13 protein-coding genes are annotated in these 15,068 nt (G+C 68.1%); 8 read left to right on the top strand and 5 right to left on the bottom strand.

What is annotated here, in order from left to right; genetic code table 11:
* Positions 1-47 precede the first annotated feature (47 nt).
* From AC07ZS_RS03675 to AC07ZS_RS03710, 8 genes are all read left to right on the top strand, one after another.
* Positions 48-2,120: a carbon starvation CstA family protein gene (locus tag AC07ZS_RS03675; RefSeq protein ID WP_494797273.1), complete on the top strand. Its 2,073-nt coding sequence runs from the start codon at positions 48-50 to the stop codon at positions 2,118-2,120.
* Between the two features lie 19 nt (positions 2,121-2,139).
* A complete protein-coding gene (locus AC07ZS_RS03680; protein WP_494797314.1) occupies positions 2,140-2,334 on the top strand; it encodes a YbdD/YjiX family protein in 195 nt (64 codons plus the stop codon).
* 149 nt (positions 2,335-2,483) lie between these two features.
* A complete protein-coding gene (gene urtA, locus AC07ZS_RS03685) occupies positions 2,484-3,773 on the top strand; it encodes an urea ABC transporter substrate-binding protein (RefSeq protein WP_494797274.1) in 1,290 nt (429 codons plus the stop codon).
* Between the two features lie 202 nt (positions 3,774-3,975).
* A complete protein-coding gene (gene urtB / locus AC07ZS_RS03690) occupies positions 3,976-5,523 on the top strand; it encodes an urea ABC transporter permease subunit UrtB (RefSeq protein WP_494797275.1) in 1,548 nt (515 codons plus the stop codon).
* Positions 5,520-6,641 (top strand): urea ABC transporter permease subunit UrtC, encoded by a 1,122-nt coding sequence (urtC, locus tag AC07ZS_RS03695; protein ID WP_494797276.1) that lies wholly within the window; start codon positions 5,520-5,522, stop codon positions 6,639-6,641. Before urtB ends, urtC begins: the two co-directional genes overlap by 4 nt.
* A complete protein-coding gene (gene urtD, locus AC07ZS_RS03700) occupies positions 6,638-7,513 on the top strand; it encodes an urea ABC transporter ATP-binding protein UrtD (RefSeq protein ID WP_494797277.1) in 876 nt (291 codons plus the stop codon). Before urtC ends, urtD begins: the two co-directional genes overlap by 4 nt.
* Before the next feature lie 318 nt (positions 7,514-7,831).
* Positions 7,832-8,524: an urea ABC transporter ATP-binding subunit UrtE gene (gene urtE, locus AC07ZS_RS03705; protein ID WP_494797315.1), complete on the top strand. Its 693-nt coding sequence runs from the start codon at positions 7,832-7,834 to the stop codon at positions 8,522-8,524.
* Positions 8,525-8,659: 135 nt separating this feature from the next.
* A complete protein-coding gene (locus AC07ZS_RS03710) occupies positions 8,660-8,866 on the top strand; it encodes a hypothetical protein (RefSeq protein WP_494797278.1) in 207 nt (68 codons plus the stop codon).
* 18 nt (positions 8,867-8,884) lie between these two features.
* Here AC07ZS_RS03710 and AC07ZS_RS03715 read toward each other — a convergent pair whose 3' ends face one another.
* Genes AC07ZS_RS03715 through AC07ZS_RS03735 form a run of 5 tightly spaced genes read right to left on the bottom strand, consistent with a single transcriptional unit; the run spans position 8,885 to position 15,042 of the window.
* Positions 8,885-9,877, bottom strand: coding sequence for a Bug family tripartite tricarboxylate transporter substrate binding protein (locus AC07ZS_RS03715; RefSeq protein WP_494797279.1), 993 nt, complete (start codon positions 9,875-9,877; stop codon positions 8,885-8,887).
* A 28-nt stretch (positions 9,878-9,905) separates the two neighbouring features.
* On the bottom strand, positions 9,906-11,525 hold the full coding sequence (locus AC07ZS_RS03720) for an indolepyruvate oxidoreductase subunit beta family protein (RefSeq protein WP_494797280.1): 1,620 nt from the start codon (positions 11,523-11,525) through the stop codon (positions 9,906-9,908).
* Positions 11,526-11,527: 2 nt separating this feature from the next.
* Entirely contained in the window at positions 11,528-13,693 is a 2,166-nt protein-coding gene (locus AC07ZS_RS03725) for a thiamine pyrophosphate-dependent enzyme (RefSeq protein WP_494797281.1), read from the bottom strand.
* A gap of 11 nt (positions 13,694-13,704) precedes the next feature.
* On the bottom strand, positions 13,705-14,238 hold the full coding sequence (locus AC07ZS_RS03730) for a 2,4'-dihydroxyacetophenone dioxygenase family protein (protein WP_494797282.1): 534 nt from the start codon (positions 14,236-14,238) through the stop codon (positions 13,705-13,707).
* 33 nt (positions 14,239-14,271) lie between these two features.
* Positions 14,272-15,042, bottom strand: coding sequence for an SDR family NAD(P)-dependent oxidoreductase (locus tag AC07ZS_RS03735; RefSeq protein WP_291120815.1), 771 nt, complete (start codon positions 15,040-15,042; stop codon positions 14,272-14,274).
* Positions 15,043-15,068 lie beyond the last annotated feature (26 nt).

The following is a 15,068-nucleotide window of genomic DNA, read 5'->3' on the forward strand; positions in this document are numbered from 1 at the left end:
CGCACGGCGGCCCGATCGGCGAGGCCGCGGCACAAGAGGAGACAAGCATGTCTGGACTGGGTCGCCACCTGGGGTGGTTTTTCGTGGCCGTGCTGGGCGCTTTCGCGCTCGCGGCCGTGGCGCTGGGACGGGGTGAAGCCGTCAGCGCCCTCTGGGTGGTGGTCGCTTCGGTCTGCGTCTACCTCATCGCCTACCGCTACTACAGCCTGTTCCTGGCCACCAAGGTGCTCGGCCTGGACGGCACGCGCATGACGCCGGCCTGGCGCCACAACGACGGGCTGGACTACGTGCCCACGCACAAGTACGTGCTGTACGGCCACCACTTCGCCGCCATCGCCGGCGCCGGCCCGCTGGTGGGCCCGGTGCTGGCCGCGCAGATGGGCTACCTGCCCGGGCTGCTGTGGATCCTGGCCGGCGTGGTCTTCGCCGGCGCGGTGCAGGACTTCATCGTGCTGTTCATCTCCACGCGCCGCGACGGCCGCTCGCTGGGCGACCTGATCAAGCAGGAGATGGGCACCGTGCCGGGCCTCATCGCGCTGTTCGGCGCCTTCATGATCATGATCATCATCCTCGCGGTGCTGGCGCTGATCGTGGTCAAAGCCCTGGCCGAATCACCCTGGGGCACCTTCACGGTGGCGGCCACCATTCCGGTGGCGCTGTTCATGGGCGTGTACCTGCGCTTCATCCGGCCTGGGCGCATCGGCGAGGTCTCCCTCATCGGTTTCGTGCTGCTGATGCTGGCCATCGTGGGCGGCCAGTGGGTGCACGAAAGCCCGACCTGGGCGCCGCTGTTCACCTACGACGGCAAGGCGCTGACCTGGATGCTGATCGGCTACGGCTTCGTCGCCGCCTCCATTCCCGTGTGGCTGCTGCTGGCACCGCGCGACTACCTCTCGACCTTCCTGAAGATCGGCACCATCGTCGCGCTGGCCGTCGGCATCGTCGTCGTCGCGCCGCCGCTGCAGATGCCGGCTGTCACCCAGTTCGCGGCCGGCGACGGCCCGGTCTGGTCGGGCAACCTGTTCCCCTTCCTGTTCATCACCATCGCCTGCGGCGCGGTCTCGGGCTTCCATGCGCTGATCTCTTCGGGCACCACGCCCAAGATGCTGGACAACGAAGTCAACGCGCGCTTCATCGGCTACGGCGGCATGCTGGCCGAATCCTTCGTCGCCGTGATGGCGCTGGTGGCGGCCTCGTGCATCGAGCCCGGCATCTACTTCGCCATGAACAGCCCGGCCGCGCTGGTGGGCAACACGCCCGAGGCGGTGGCCGCCACGCTGTCCACCTGGGGCTTCGTGATCACCCCCGAGATGCTGGTGCAGACCGCCAAGGACGTGGGCGAGAACACCATCCTGGCGCGCGCCGGCGGCGCGCCCACGCTGGCCGTGGGCATGGCGCACATCCTGCACCAGGTGGTGGGCGGCCAGACCATGATGGCGTTCTGGTACCACTTCGCCATCCTGTTCGAGGCCCTGTTCATCCTGACGGCGGTGGACGCCGGCACCCGCGCCGGCCGCTTCATGCTGCAGGACCTGATGGGCAGCTTCGTGCCCGCACTCAAGCGCACCGACTCGCTGCCCGCCAACCTGATCGCCACCGGCCTGTGCGTGGCGGCCTGGGGCTACTTCCTGTACCAGGGCGTGGTCGATCCGCTGGGCGGCATCAACACGCTGTGGCCGCTGTTCGGCATCGCCAACCAGATGCTCGCCGCCGTGGCCCTGATGCTGGGCACCGTGGTGCTGTTCAAGATGAAGAAGGACCGCTACGCCTGGGTCACCATCGTGCCGGCGATCGTGCTGCTGGTCTGCACGCTCACCGCGGGCTGGCTCAAGATCTTCTCGGCCGACGTGAAGGTGGGCTTCCTGTCCAACGCCAACCGCTACGCCGAGGCGCTGCAGAACGGTGTGCTGCTGGCGCCGGCCAAGACGCCCGAGGCCATGTCGCGCATCGTCTTCAACAACCGCCTGGACGCCGTGCTGTGCGCGCTGTTCATGTTCGTGGTGATCAGCGTGCTGTTCTACAGCGTGAAGAGCGTGCTCAAGGCCCGCGCCGAGCGCCGGCCCACGGTGGCCGAAACGCCGTACCAGGCCTTGCCCGAAGGCGCGGTGGCCCGTGGCTGAAGCCGCCACCGGCGGCGGCCTGCTCGACGACTTCGGGCGGGCCGGCCGCTACCTCACGCAGAGCTTTCGCCTCATGGTGGGCGTGCCCGACTACGGCAGCTACGTGGCCCACATCCGGGCCACGCACCCCGACCAGGAACCCATGAGCTACGAGGTGTTCTTCCGCGAACGCCAGGCCGCCCGGTATGGCTCGGCCACGGGGCGCTGCTGCTGACATCGGCAGCGGCGTACGCCACCCGGCGTACATACGCCAAGGAGGGTCTTCCCTAGCATCCAGTTGTCCGTCGAGCACCGCCTGAAAAAGGCGGGCCGGCGGCGCCCAACACCCCTTCCAAGGGACCCCTGGAACACTGGAGAAGCGCCATGTCGAAGACCCCCCAAAACGCCCGCCGATTCACCCTCAAGACCCTGGCCGCCGCGGCCACGGTCGCCACGCTCGGTTTCACCGGCCTGAGCGCTCATGCCGCAGACACCATCAAGGTCGGCGTGCTGCACAGCCTCTCGGGCACCATGGCCATTTCGGAAACCGTGCTCAAGGACACGGTGCTGATGGCCATCGACGAGATCAACGCCAAGGGCGGTGTGCTCGGCAAGAAGCTCGAGCCGGTGGTGGTCGATCCGGCCTCCAACTGGCCGCTGTTCGCTGAAAAGACCAAGCAGCTGCTCACGCAGGACAAGGTCGCCGTGATCTTCGGCTGCTGGACCTCGGTGTCGCGCAAGTCGGTGCTGCCGGTGGTGGAAGAGGCCAACGGCCTGCTGTTCTACCCGGTGCAGTACGAAGGCGAAGAGCTGAGCAAAAACGTGTTCTACACCGGCGCGGCGCCCAACCAGCAGGCCATTCCCGCGGTGGAATACCTGATGAGCAAGGACGGCGGTTCGGCCAAGCGCTGGGTGCTGCTGGGCACCGACTACGTGTACCCGCGCACCACCAACAAGATCCTGCGCGCCTTCCTCAAGAGCAAGGGCGTGGCCGATGCCGACATCATGGAGGAGTACACCCCCTTCGGCCATTCGGACTACCAGACCATCATCGCCAACATCAAGAAGTTCGCGTCTGCCGGCAAGAAGACGGCCGTGGTCTCCACCATCAACGGCGACTCCAACGTGCCGTTCTACAAGGAACTCGGCAACGCCGGCCTCTCGGCCAAGGATGTGCCGGTGGTGGCCTTCTCGGTGGGTGAAGAAGAGCTGCGCGGCGTGGACACCAAGCCGCTGGTCGGCCACCTGGCCGCCTGGAACTACTTCATGAGCGTCAAGAGCCCGGCCAACACCGAGTTCGTGAAGAAGTGGAGCGCCTACGCCAAGGCGAAGAACATTCCCGGCCACAAGGACAAGCCTCTGACCAACGACCCCATGGAAGCGACCTACATCGGCATCAACATGTGGGCCCAGGCCGTGGCCAAGGCCAAGTCCACCGACACCGACAAGGTCATCGCCGCCATGGCCGGCCAGACCTTCAAGGCGCCGGGCGGCTTCACCAGCACCATGGACAAGGAAAACCACCACCTGCACAAGCCGGTGTTCATTGGCGAGGTGAAGGCCGACGGCCAGTTCAACGTGGTGTGGAAGACGCCGGGCCCGGTGGTCGCCGATCCGTGGAGCGACTACATCGCCGAGAACAAGGGCAAGAAGAACGTGCCGGACAAGAAGTAACTCCCCCCTGCGCCGCTGACGCGGCTTCCCCCCTCTCTGGCGCGCCTTCGGCGCTGGGAGGGGGGACGGCAGCTTGGGCCGGCGGAGCCGGACCCTCGCTGCCCCTGGATATGGCGTGTCTGGTGCGCCATCGGGTTTGTTTCTGGGGATTGATATGAAGACTCTTTGGCTCCGCTGTCTGGGGCTGGGGTTGGTGCTGTGGATGTCGCTGGGTGCTGCCCACGCGCTGACCGCTGCCGACGCGCTCGCGCTGGTGGACGGCGACACCGACACCCGCATCGACACCCTCAACCGCCTGGCCGCCGAGCCCGACGAACGCGCGACAGCGCTCATCAAGGCCATGGCCGACGAGGCCGTGCGCGTGCAGGGCGAGCGGGTGCTCATCGCCGACGGCGAAGGCGCGATCGACGCCGTCACCGGCGAGAAACTCGCGGCGTTGCCCGAGGACGCCGGCGACATCATGGTCAACAACCGCCTGCGCAGCGCGATGGAAAACGCGCTGGCCGGCATGGAACTGGTGGGCGCACCGCCCGAGCGCCAGCGCGAAGCGGCCAGCACCCTGCAGCGCACCGCTTTCGAGGAACCCGACACCAGCCAGCTCGCGCTGATCGACAAGGCCCTGGCCGGCGACCTGGACCCGCGCGCCCGCCAGAGCCTGGAGCTGGCCCGCGCCGCCGTGCTGCTGGCCAGCGTTGACCCGGCACAGCGCCTCTCGGCCGCGCAGAAACTCGGCGAAGCCAAACAACCCGTGGTGCGCCCGCTGCTGACGGCGCAGATGGAGAAGGAAGAAGACGCCAGGGTGAAAGCGGCCTTGAAGGACTCGCTCTCCAGCCTGGACACCACGCTGGCCATCGGCAGCGCGCTGGGCCAGGCCTTCACCGGCATCAGCCTGGGCAGCATCCTGCTGCTCGCCGCACTCGGCCTGGCCATCACCTACGGCCTCATGGGCGTGATCAACATGGCGCACGGCGAGCTGATCATGATCGGCGCGTACGCCACCTGGCTGGTGCAGAGCTTCTTCCGCACCTCGCTGCCCGAGTACTTCGACTGGTACCTGCTGGTCGCCCTGCCGGTGGCCTTCATCGCCTCCGGTCTGGTCGGCGCGGCGATGGAGCGCACGGTGATCCGCTTCCTCTACGGCCGCCCGCTGGAGACGCTGCTGGCCACCTGGGGCATCAGCCTGGTGCTGATGCAGGCCGTGCGCAGCCTGTTCGGCGCGCAGAACGTGGGCGTGGAAAACCCCTCGTGGATGAGCGGCGGCATCACCCTGCTGGGCAACCTCGACCTGCCCTGGAACCGCATCATCATCATCGGCTTCGCGCTCGCGGTGCTGCTGGGTGTCACGCTGCTGATCGGCAAGACGCGCCTGGGCCTGTTCGTGCGTGGCGTGACGCAGAACCGCCCCATCGCGGCCTGCATGGGCGTGAACACCGCGCGCATCGACACCTACGCCTTCGCGCTGGGCTCGGGCATCGCCGGCCTGGCCGGCTGCGCGCTGAGCCAGATCGGCAACGTGGGCCCCGACCTCGGGCAGAACTACATCGTGGACTCGTTCATGGTGGTGGTGCTCGGCGGCGTGGGCCAGCTGGCCGGCACGGTGTACGCCGCGCTGGGCTTGGGGCTGCTGAACAAGTTCATCGAAGGCTGGGCCGGCGCCGTGCTCGCCAAGATCGCGGTGCTGGTTTTCATCATCGTCTTCATCCAGAAACGACCCCAGGGCATCTTCGCCATGAAAGGACGCGAGGCATGAGCTCCACGCCCATCACCCCCGTCGTCCTGCCGTCGCACGGCCCGCTGCTCACGCGGGCCGGCTGGAGCGCCTTCGTGGTCGCGCTGCTGGTGGTCTGTGCCGTGGCGCCGCTGCTCAACCTCTTCGTGCCCGAGGGCAGCGCCTTCCACCTCAGCGACTACATGGTGGGCCTGCTGGGCAAGATCATGTGCTACGCCATCTGCGCGCTGGCCATGGACCTGATCTGGGGCTACACCGGCATCCTGAGCCTGGGCCACGGCCTGTTCTTTGCGCTCGGCGGTTACGTGATGGGCATGTACCTCATGCGCCAGATCGGCACCGACGGCAACTACAAGAGCGAGCTGCCCGACTTCATGGTGTTTCTGGACTGGAAGGAGCTGCCCTGGCACTGGGCACTTTCCGACAGCTTCATCGCCACGCTGCTGCTGATCGTTCTGGTGCCGGGCCTGGTGGCCTTCGTGTTCGGCTACTTCGCGTTCCGCTCGCGCATCAAGGGCGTGTACTTCTCCATCATCACGCAGGCGCTCACCTTCGCCGCGCTGCTGCTGTTCTTCCGCAACGAGACCGGCTTCGGCGGCAACAACGGTTTCACCGACTTCAAGCGCGTCCTCGGTCTGCCGCTGGCCACGCAGGGCATGCGCATGACGCTGTTCGTGCTCACCGGCCTCACGCTGCTGGGCTTCTACCTGTTCGCGCGCTGGCTGGTGAAGAGCAAGTTCGGCCGCTTGCTGCAGGCGGTGCGCGACGCCGAGAGCCGCGTGATGTTCTGCGGCTACAACCCGCTGCCCTACAAGCTCACCATCTGGACCATCTCGGCCGTGATGTGCGGCGTGGCCGGCGCGCTCTACGTGCCGCAGGTCGGCATCATCAACCCGGGCGAGATGAGCACGGCCAACAGCATCGAGATCGCGATCTGGGCTGCGGTGGGCGGTCGCGCCACGCTGATCGGCCCCATCCTCGGTGCCTTCATCGTGAACGGCGCCAAGAGCTGGCTCACCGTGACCTTTCCCGAGTACTGGTTGTACGTACTGGGCGCGCTGTTCATCGTCGTCACGCTGTTCATGCCGCACGGCGTGGTGGGCGTGGTGAAGAAGCTGAGAAAAGGGACACAGGCATGACGCCCGACCTGATGGAAGAAGGCGCGAAGCGCGCCGAACGTGTGGCCACCCTGGCCCGGGGCGGGGCGACCGAGTCCGGCGGCCGGCAGGCCGGATTCTCGCGCCCGGTGGTGCGCGGCGAGGTGGACACCACGCACGGCCGCATCCTGTACCTGGAAGACGTGCACGTGAGCTTCGACGGCTTCAAGGCCATCAACGGCCTGAGCCTGGACATCGCGCCCGGTGAGCTGCGCTGCATCATCGGCCCCAACGGTGCGGGCAAGACCACGATGATGGACATCATCACCGGCAAGACCCGGCCCGACTCGGGCCAGGTCTTCTTCGGCAGCACCATTGACCTGCTGCGCTACCGCGAGGCCGAGATCGCCGCCATGGGCATCGGGCGCAAGTTCCAGAAGCCCACGGTGTTCGAGCACCTGAGCGTGTTCGAGAACCTGGAGCTGGCGCTGGCCACCGACAAGCGGGTGCGGCACTCGATGGTGTTTGCTTTGACGGGCGAGGAGAAGGACCGGCTGGGGGAGGTGCTGCAGACCATTCACCTCAGCGACAGTGCTTCGCGTCTTGCCGGCAACCTCAGCCACGGGCAGAAGCAGTGGCTGGAGATCGGCATGCTGCTGATGCAGGACCCCAAGCTGCTGCTGCTCGACGAGCCGGTGGCAGGCATGACCGATGAGGAGACGGAGCGCACGGCGCAGCTGTTTCTCTCTCTGAAAGGCAAGCACTCGCTGATGGTGGTGGAGCATGACATGAGCTTCATCCGCACCATCTCGGAGAAGGTCACGGTGCTTTGCGACGGTTCGGTGCTGGCGGAGGGGACGCTGGATCAGGTGCAGGCGGATGAGCGGGTGATCGAGGTTTATCTTGGGCGCTGAGTTCGCTTCTTCTTCGTTTTGTTGTTGCTTTCGTGGCTGGCCGGGTCTCGCCCCGGCGGGCGACTCACTTTCTTTTGCTTCGCCAAAAGAAAGTAAGCAAAGAAAAGGCGAGCCGAAGTCCGGGGCCCTTCGGGCTTCCTTGCGCTGCTCGGTGCGCGGGGGAAGTTCGCAAACTTGTCCGCTGCGCGGCCTTCGGACATGCGAACTTCTTTTTCCCCGCACCCCTGCGCTGCTCAGCCCGGCCACACGGCACAGGCGGGATCGGGAACGGACTTCCCTTCAGGCATGCGATTCCCACGGAGGACCAGAACTATGAGCCTGCTCAACGTCAAAGACGTCAACCAGTACTACGGCGGCAGCCACATCCTGCGCAACGTCAGCCTGCAAGCCGAACTCGGCAAGGTGACGGTGGTGCTGGGCCGCAACGGCGTGGGCAAGACCACGCTGCTCAAATCGCTCATGGGTCTGGTGCCGATCAAGAGCGGCGGCATCGAACTCGACGGCACCCCCATCCACAAGGCCACGCCCTACGAACGCGCGCGCCTGGGCGTGGGTTTCGTGCCGCAGGGCCGTGAGATCTTCGGGCGCCTCACGGTGCATGAGAACCTGCTCATGGGCCTGGCGACGAAGAAGGGCAGCACGCCCATCCCGGCTGAGCTGTTCGAGCTGTTCCCGGTGCTCAAGCAGATGCTGGGCCGCCGAGGTGGTGACCTCTCGGGCGGTCAGCAGCAGCAGCTGGCCATCGCCCGCGCACTGGCGGCCGGTCCGAAGCTGCTGATCCTGGACGAGCCCACCGAAGGCATCCAGCCCAACATCATCAAGGACATCGGCAAGGTGATCCGCATGCTGGCGGACCGGGGCAACATGGCCATCGTGCTGGTCGAGCAGTACTACGACTTCGCCGAGGCCCTGGCCGACCACTACCTCGTGATGGAGCGCGGCGAGGTGATCGCCAGCGGCCCGGGCAGCGAGATGCAGGCCAAGGGCATCCGGCAGCTGGTGGCGATCTGAGCCGCAAGGCCGGGGTGGGTGGAAGGATTTGCCGAAAAGGGGGATGATCCGTCCACGCCCCCCGGACAGTGAGGCGGAGGGCGCGGGAACACCGTTTGCCCGCCCAGGCGCATCACTCACTGCGAGAGGACCGCCATGCACACCCCGCATACCCAGCCCGCCCCCGACCAGGCCCTGGCCGAGCACCCGAAGGACTATTCGGACCCGGAGCTCCGGATCTACACCGACGAAGAGGCCGAGGACATCTTCGATTCGGTGGTGCACTACATGCCCCTCATGCTGCCCGCCATGGGCGTGCTGCAGATCTTCATGCTGGCCTTTATCGCCGTCTACATGGCGTGATGAAGGCCGGTGGCGCGTTCAGTCGGCCGTGATCTTGCGGTCGCGAATGATCGCGCCGAAGCGCTGCGAGTCGTCCATGCCGCGCTTGCCGAATTCGGCGGGCGTGAGCGGCAGGGCCTCACCGCCGAGCGCGGTGATGCGCTCCTTCACGCTCGCGGTGGCCAGGATCTTGTTGACCTCGGTGTTGATTCGCGTGATCACGGCCGGTGGCGTGCCGGCCGGGGCGTAGAAGCCGAACACGGTGTCGGCGTCGAAGCCCTTGAGGCCGGCTTCGTCGAGCGTGGGCACGTCGGGGAACAGCGGCGAGCGCTTCAGGCTGCCCACGGCGAGCAGTTTGGTGCGCCCGGCCTTGGCATGGGCCAGGCCGATGCCGGGGTCGAAGTAGTAGTCGATCTGCCCGCCCATCAGGTCGTTGAGCGCGGGCGCCGCGCCCCGGTAGGGCACGTGCACGGTGAACATGCCGGTCTGGGCCTTGAGCATTTCGCCCGCCAGGTGGGGCGAGCTGCCGTTGCCGGCCGAGCCGTAGCTCATGCGGCCGGGATTGGCCTTGGCCATCGCCACCAGTTCCTGCACATTCTTCACTTCCAGCGTGGGCCGCGCCATCAGGTAGACCAGCACGCGCGCGGCGGACGCCACCGGCGTGAGGTCCTTCACCGGGTCGAAGCTCATGCGCGAGAGGTGCGGGTTGACCGACACCATGCCACCCGAGCTCAGCAGCAGGGTGTAGCCGTCGGCGGGCGATTTCGCCACCGCCTCGCCGGCGATGTTGCCGTTGGCGCCGGCGCGGTTCTCCACGATGATGGGCTGGCCCAGCGCGGTGGCCAGGGGTGTGGACACCAGGCGCGCGATCTGGTCCGCCGCACCGCCGGGCGGGAAGCCCACGATGACCTTGAGCGGCTTGTCCGGGAAGGCCTGTGCGAGCGCACCCGTCACCGTGCCCAGGGTGAGCAGGGCGGTGGCAGCGGCACGGCGCCAGGGCAGGGACGACGGGGTGGTCGTGGGGTGCTTCATGGGGGTCTCCTTTGTTGTGAATCGAACGTCAGGGCGTCGAGGCCGGTTTGGCCTTGAGCCGGGGATTGTGTTGCCAGCGGATCGGTTGCGCCTTCACCGGGCGCGCCGGCGCGCCGTGCTGGCGCAGCGCCTGGTCCAGCGCCTTGCCGGCTTCGTCGCTCAGCGCGGCGTGGCGCGCGGCGGCCACGGCCTGGGCGCGCTGGGCGGCGCTGGCCGGGTCGGCCAGCGCGGGCAGGGCGAGGTGATCGATGATGTGCAGCAGGTTGTCCTTGCCGCGCTCGTTGGTGCTGCCGTAGCCTTTGATGAGCCGGCCGCACAGCGCCACCTCGTGCGCGAGCGGGGCGTGCATGGCGGCGAGTTGCACCACGGCATCGACCCAGCGGTCGATCAGCGCCTGCTCGGTGTGGAAGCGGCTGCCCAGCGGGCGCAGGCGCTTGCAGGCGGCCAGGCCGCGCAGCGCCAGCATGCCCAGCACCGAGTGCGTGCCGATCTTCATCGGCAATGCCCAGGGCGCCCGGCCGGCCGCCACGCGTTTCCGGTCCCAGGCCAGCACGCGCTGCGCCAGGCCTTCGGGCAGCATGGCCGCGAATTCGGGCGCGCCCGGCTTGAAGTGGTCGTACACCCGCAGCAGGTCGTCCTGGCCGGCCTTCGTCTCGCCGCGCACGCGCGCCTGGCGGCTGGCGCGGCTCTTGAGGTCGGCCACCAGCACGATGTCGTCGAAGGCCATCCACAGCGCGATCCAGCGCGCCATCTCCACCGTGGTGCGGTGGCCGTGCAGGTTCTTCGGGTCGCCGAGCGTCTCGGCGGCCAGCACGCGACGCAGGCGCAGGGCATAACGTTCGCCGTACGCGGCGTTCTGGTACTCGCAGACGCGCGCATGGCCCAGCGCCATGATGCCGTGCGCCTCCAGCGGGAACTCGCGCCGCAGCGCCTCGGGCAGGGCGGCCTGCGCTGGCGCGGGCGTGGCCGCGTCGGCCGCCAGCACCTGTTCCACATAGGCGGCCTGGGTGCGTTGTGCGTTCACCGCGTCGAAGGCGAGCGCGAAGCCGCGCAGGCTGGCCTTGGCGCCGCCGCCGCTCTCGGCGATCACCGCCTCGTAGTCGCGCCGGGAAAACGGCAGCAGGCCGCTGCCCGCGATCGCGCCCAGCATCACCGCGCTCACCACGGTGCCGGCCTGCTTGGTGAGCGCGGCCATGTCCAGCACGTGGCGCGCGCGGCTGTGGGTGTTCACCAGGGCCAGCAGCTCGGCGTTGTCGCGCCGGCCGTCGCCCATCACCATCTTCTCGCCGGTGGTCAAGGCGCGCGCGGACGAGCTGATCACCAGCGTGTGCGTGGCGGAGGCCAGGCCGTTGGTGATCTGGCGGCCGGTCTCCAGCAGCTCGGAGGACACCAGCGCGTCGAGCCGGCCGGGCAGGGGGTTGAGGCCGAACACCGGCCGGCGCCCGCCCAGGTCGGCCGTGGGCACGGGGAAGACCTCCAGGTAGTAGGTGGTGGCGCCGGTGCGCTGCGCCACACCGGGGATGGACGTGGCCTGCGCCGGGTAGCCCGCGTGGCGCGCGGTGTCCACCAGCCAGTCGGTGAGGATGCCGCCGCCTTCGCCACCGAGGGCGCAGAGCAGCAGGGAGATGGGTTGTTGGGACGTAGGCATGTTCAGGCGGGTTGCAGCAGGCGAACGACGCTGCCGCGCAGGGAATGGATCAGGCGCTCGTGCCAGCGCGGGTTCTGGATCACCTCGGCGCGGTAGAACGACGGGCAGAGCGTCGCCGCGTGCGCGTTGGCGCCGCACAGACCGCAGCCCACGCAGCCGTCGATGACGGTGGCCACCGGATCGACCTTGAGTGGGTCGGGGTTGTCCTTGAGCGTGAGCGTGGGGCAGCCCGAGAGGCGGATGCAGGCGTGGTCGCCGTTGCACACGTCCTCGTCCACGCCGTACTTCACGCGCACCACGCGCCGGCCCTTCTTGAGCAGGCTGGCGATCCAGGGCTTGATGCGGCGCTGGCGCTCCAGCTGGCATTCGCCCTCGGCCACGATCACCTTCAGGCCCTGGAACTCGGTGGTGAAGGCCTCGGTGAGCGTGGCGCGCACCGTGTCCACCTCGTAGGTGTGCACCGTGCGCATCCACTGCACGCCCAGGCCTTTGAGCGTGGTCTCGATGGTCTGGTTGGTGTGGGCCAGGCTCTGCAGCTTGTCGGCGGCGGCCTCCTTGGCCTCGTCGCCGGGGGTGGAGATGATGTCCTGCGTGCCGGTGGCCGAGGTGTAGCCGTTCTTGAAGATCAGCAGCACCGCGTCGTCGCCGTTGAACAGGGCCGACTGCACGCCGGTGAGCAGGCCGTTGTGCCAGAAGCCGCCGTCGCCCATGACCGAGAGCACGCGCCGCTTCATCACCGGCGACACGCCGGCGCGGCTGGCCAGGCTCATGCCGTAGCCCAGGATGGAGTGGCCGAACGAGAAGGGCTCGAAGGTGGCCAGCGCGTGGCAGCCGATGTCGCCCGCGATGTGCACTGGGCCCACGTCCTGCTGCGCGAGCTTGAGAGCCGAGAACACCGGCCGTTCGGGGCAGCCCACACACATGCCGGGCGGGCGCGCGGGCAGCGGCGCCTGCAGCTGCTGCGCGGCTTCCTGGCGGCGGGTCTGGTTGCCCTGCAGCCAGGCGCGCGCGGCGTCGGTCACGGCCTGGGTGGCCGGGTCCTGCAGGTAGCGCCCGATGAAGTGCGCCAGGCCGTTGGCCATCACCTCGGCGGTGTACTCGCCCGCGTTGGGCAGCATGTCCTTGCCGTGCAGCGGCGTCTGGATGTCGCCGCGCCGCAGCAGGGTGGCGAGCTCCTGTTCGATGTACTCGGGCTGGCCTTCTTCCAGCATCAGCACCGCGCGCTTGCCGACGCAGAAGTCGGTGAGCTGCTGCGGCACCAGCGGGCAGGTGACGTTGAGCACCAGCATGGGGATGGCGCTGCGCCCGAAGGCATCGGCCAGGCCGAACTGCTGCAGCGCGCGGATCAGGGTGTTGTACAGGCCGCCCTGCACGATCAGGCCCAGGTCCTGGTGCGCGCCGTCGAAGTGTTCGTTCAGGCCGTGCTCGACGATGTAGCGCCGCGCGGCCGGGATGCGCTCGTCGCTCTTGAGCTTCTCGTGGCGGAAGGTCACCGGCGGGTGGGCCAGGCGGTTGTAGTCGAAGCTGGCCGGCTCCTCGATCAGGTTGTGGCGCGAGAGCGCGGGCTTGACGTTGTTCTTGGCGGTGAAGCTGCCGCGCACGTGGCAGGCGCGGATGCGCAGCTCCATCAGCGCCGGCATGTTCGAGGCCTCGGACAGGCGAAAGCCCTGCTCGACCATGTGCACCATGCGCTCCAGGTCGGGCCGCGGGTCCAGCAGCACCATGCTCGACTTGAGCGCGTAGGCGTGCGTGCGCTCCTGGATCACGCTGGCGCCTTCGCCGTAGTCTTCGCCCACCACCACCAGCACGCCGCCGGTGACGCCCGGCGAGGCCAGGTTGGAGAGCGCGTCGGCCGCCACGTTGGTGCCCACGATGGACTTCCAGGTGACCGCGCCGCGCAGCGGGTAGTGGATGGACGCGCCCAGCATGGCGGCGGCCGAGGCCTCGTTGGAGCAGGCTTCGACGTGCACGCCGAGCTCGTCCATGTAGGGCTTGGCCTGCACCATCACGTCGAGCAGGTGCGAGACCGGCGCGCCCTGGTAGCCGCCCACATAGGCCACGCCCGACTGCAGCAAGGCCTTGGTGATGGCGAGGATGCCTTCACCGTGGAAGGTCTCGCCGTCCCCCAGGCGCAGCGATTCGATTTCCTGGCTGAATGAAACTTCCACGGTGCGGGGTCCTATCGAAACAGGGTGTCGACGAAGGCGGCACCGATGCCGACCTTCTCGTAGTGCGCGCGGCACAGGGCGATGTACTGGTGCACGTCGAAGTAGCCGTTCGACTCACCTTTTTCGTCCAGCCAGATCAGCGGGCCTTCGACGATGAAGAACACCTTCATCGGGTCCTGGTGCTCGTAGGCCACCAGCGTGTGACCCTCGCCCGGGGTCTCGTAGACGAAGTCGCCCGCGGTCGCGGTCCACTCGTGCTCAAGATAACCCCATTTGCCGGAAATCGTATAGGCGAAAACCTGATGCGGGTGGTAGTGGCGGTTGACCAGGCCGGCCTTCTTGGCCATCAGGATGTCGCACCACTTGTTCTGGCTCGGCGAGATCCACAGCGGGCGCGAGGACACGGTCTCGGTGAAGGGCACGTAGAGTCGCTCGTCCTCGGTCGGCGCGTTGGGGATGTAGACCTCGGGCAGGGCGTCGGGCTGGAAGACCTTCTCGATCGGCTTGAGGTCTTTCCAGAATTCACTGGTGGCGAGTTCGGGCATGGCGTGGGGTCCTTTCTTTTTTGCGGGGAGGGGTCAGATGTGCATGCCACCGTCGGCCATGAACACGCCGCCGGTGGAGAAGCTGCTGCCGGCCGAGGCCAGGAACACCACCATGCGCGCGATTTCCTCGGGCTGGGCGTGGCGGTGCAGCGGGATGGCCTCGTTCAGCATCTGCGTGGCGTCGCGACCGACCACGTCGCTCAGGCGGCGCTCGATGTCGTTCTGGAAGCCGTTGGTCGTGGGGCCGGGCGCGATGGCGTTGACGCGGATGCCGCGCGGAGCGACCTCCTTGGCGGCCACGCGCATCAGGCCGATCAGCGCGTGCTTGGAGGTGGCGTAGGCGCTCACGCCGGGGTCGGCGGTGACCCCCATCACGCTGGAGGTGATCAGCACGCTGCCGCCGTCGCGCATGAGCGGCAGGCCGTGCTTGAGCGCGAGGAAGGTGCCGCGCACGTTCACCGCCATCACGGTGTCGAACACGTCGTCGGGGTAGGCGGTGATGGGCACGATCTCGCCGTTGAGGCCGGCGTTGCAGAACAGGAAGTCGATCGCGCCCGCGCGCGCCACGGCCTGCGCCAGGTAGTCCTGCGTCTGGCGGCTGTCGCTCACGTCGGCGGCGCTGGTGCCCACGCGCTCGCCGTGGCCTTCGGCCGCGAGCGCCTGGCGCGCGGCCTCGAGCAGGGCCGGGTCGCGGTCCACCAGGTGCACCGAGGCGCCGCGCGCGAGCAGCTGGCGGGCGGCGGCCAGGCCGATGCTGCCGGCACCGCCGGTGAGCACGCAATGTTGTCCTTCAAAGTCCGACACGGGGGTCCTTTCTGTCCGGGGTTCGG

The organism is Hydrogenophaga sp. GW456-12-10-14-TSB4 (assembly GCF_059424305.1).

Excerpts from the sequence above, each read along its gene's own strand:
- urtC (WP_494797276.1), top strand. The coding sequence starts at position 5,520 with ATGAGCTCCACGCCCATCACCCCCGTCGTCCTGCCGTCGCACGGCCCG.
- AC07ZS_RS03715 (WP_494797279.1), bottom strand. The coding sequence starts at position 9,877 with ATGAAGCACCCCACGACCACCCCGTCGTCCCTGCCCTGGCGCCGTGCC.
- urtD (WP_494797277.1), top strand. The coding sequence starts at position 6,638 with ATGACGCCCGACCTGATGGAAGAAGGCGCGAAGCGCGCCGAACGTGTG.
- AC07ZS_RS03730 (WP_494797282.1), bottom strand. The coding sequence starts at position 14,238 with ATGCCCGAACTCGCCACCAGTGAATTCTGGAAAGACCTCAAGCCGATC.
- urtB (WP_494797275.1), top strand. The coding sequence starts at position 3,976 with ATGTCGCTGGGTGCTGCCCACGCGCTGACCGCTGCCGACGCGCTCGCG.
- urtA (WP_494797274.1), top strand. The coding sequence starts at position 2,484 with ATGTCGAAGACCCCCCAAAACGCCCGCCGATTCACCCTCAAGACCCTG.
- AC07ZS_RS03720 (WP_494797280.1), bottom strand. The coding sequence starts at position 11,525 with ATGCCTACGTCCCAACAACCCATCTCCCTGCTGCTCTGCGCCCTCGGT.
- AC07ZS_RS03675 (WP_494797273.1), top strand. The coding sequence starts at position 48 with ATGTCTGGACTGGGTCGCCACCTGGGGTGGTTTTTCGTGGCCGTGCTG.
- AC07ZS_RS03710 (WP_494797278.1), top strand. The coding sequence starts at position 8,660 with ATGCACACCCCGCATACCCAGCCCGCCCCCGACCAGGCCCTGGCCGAG.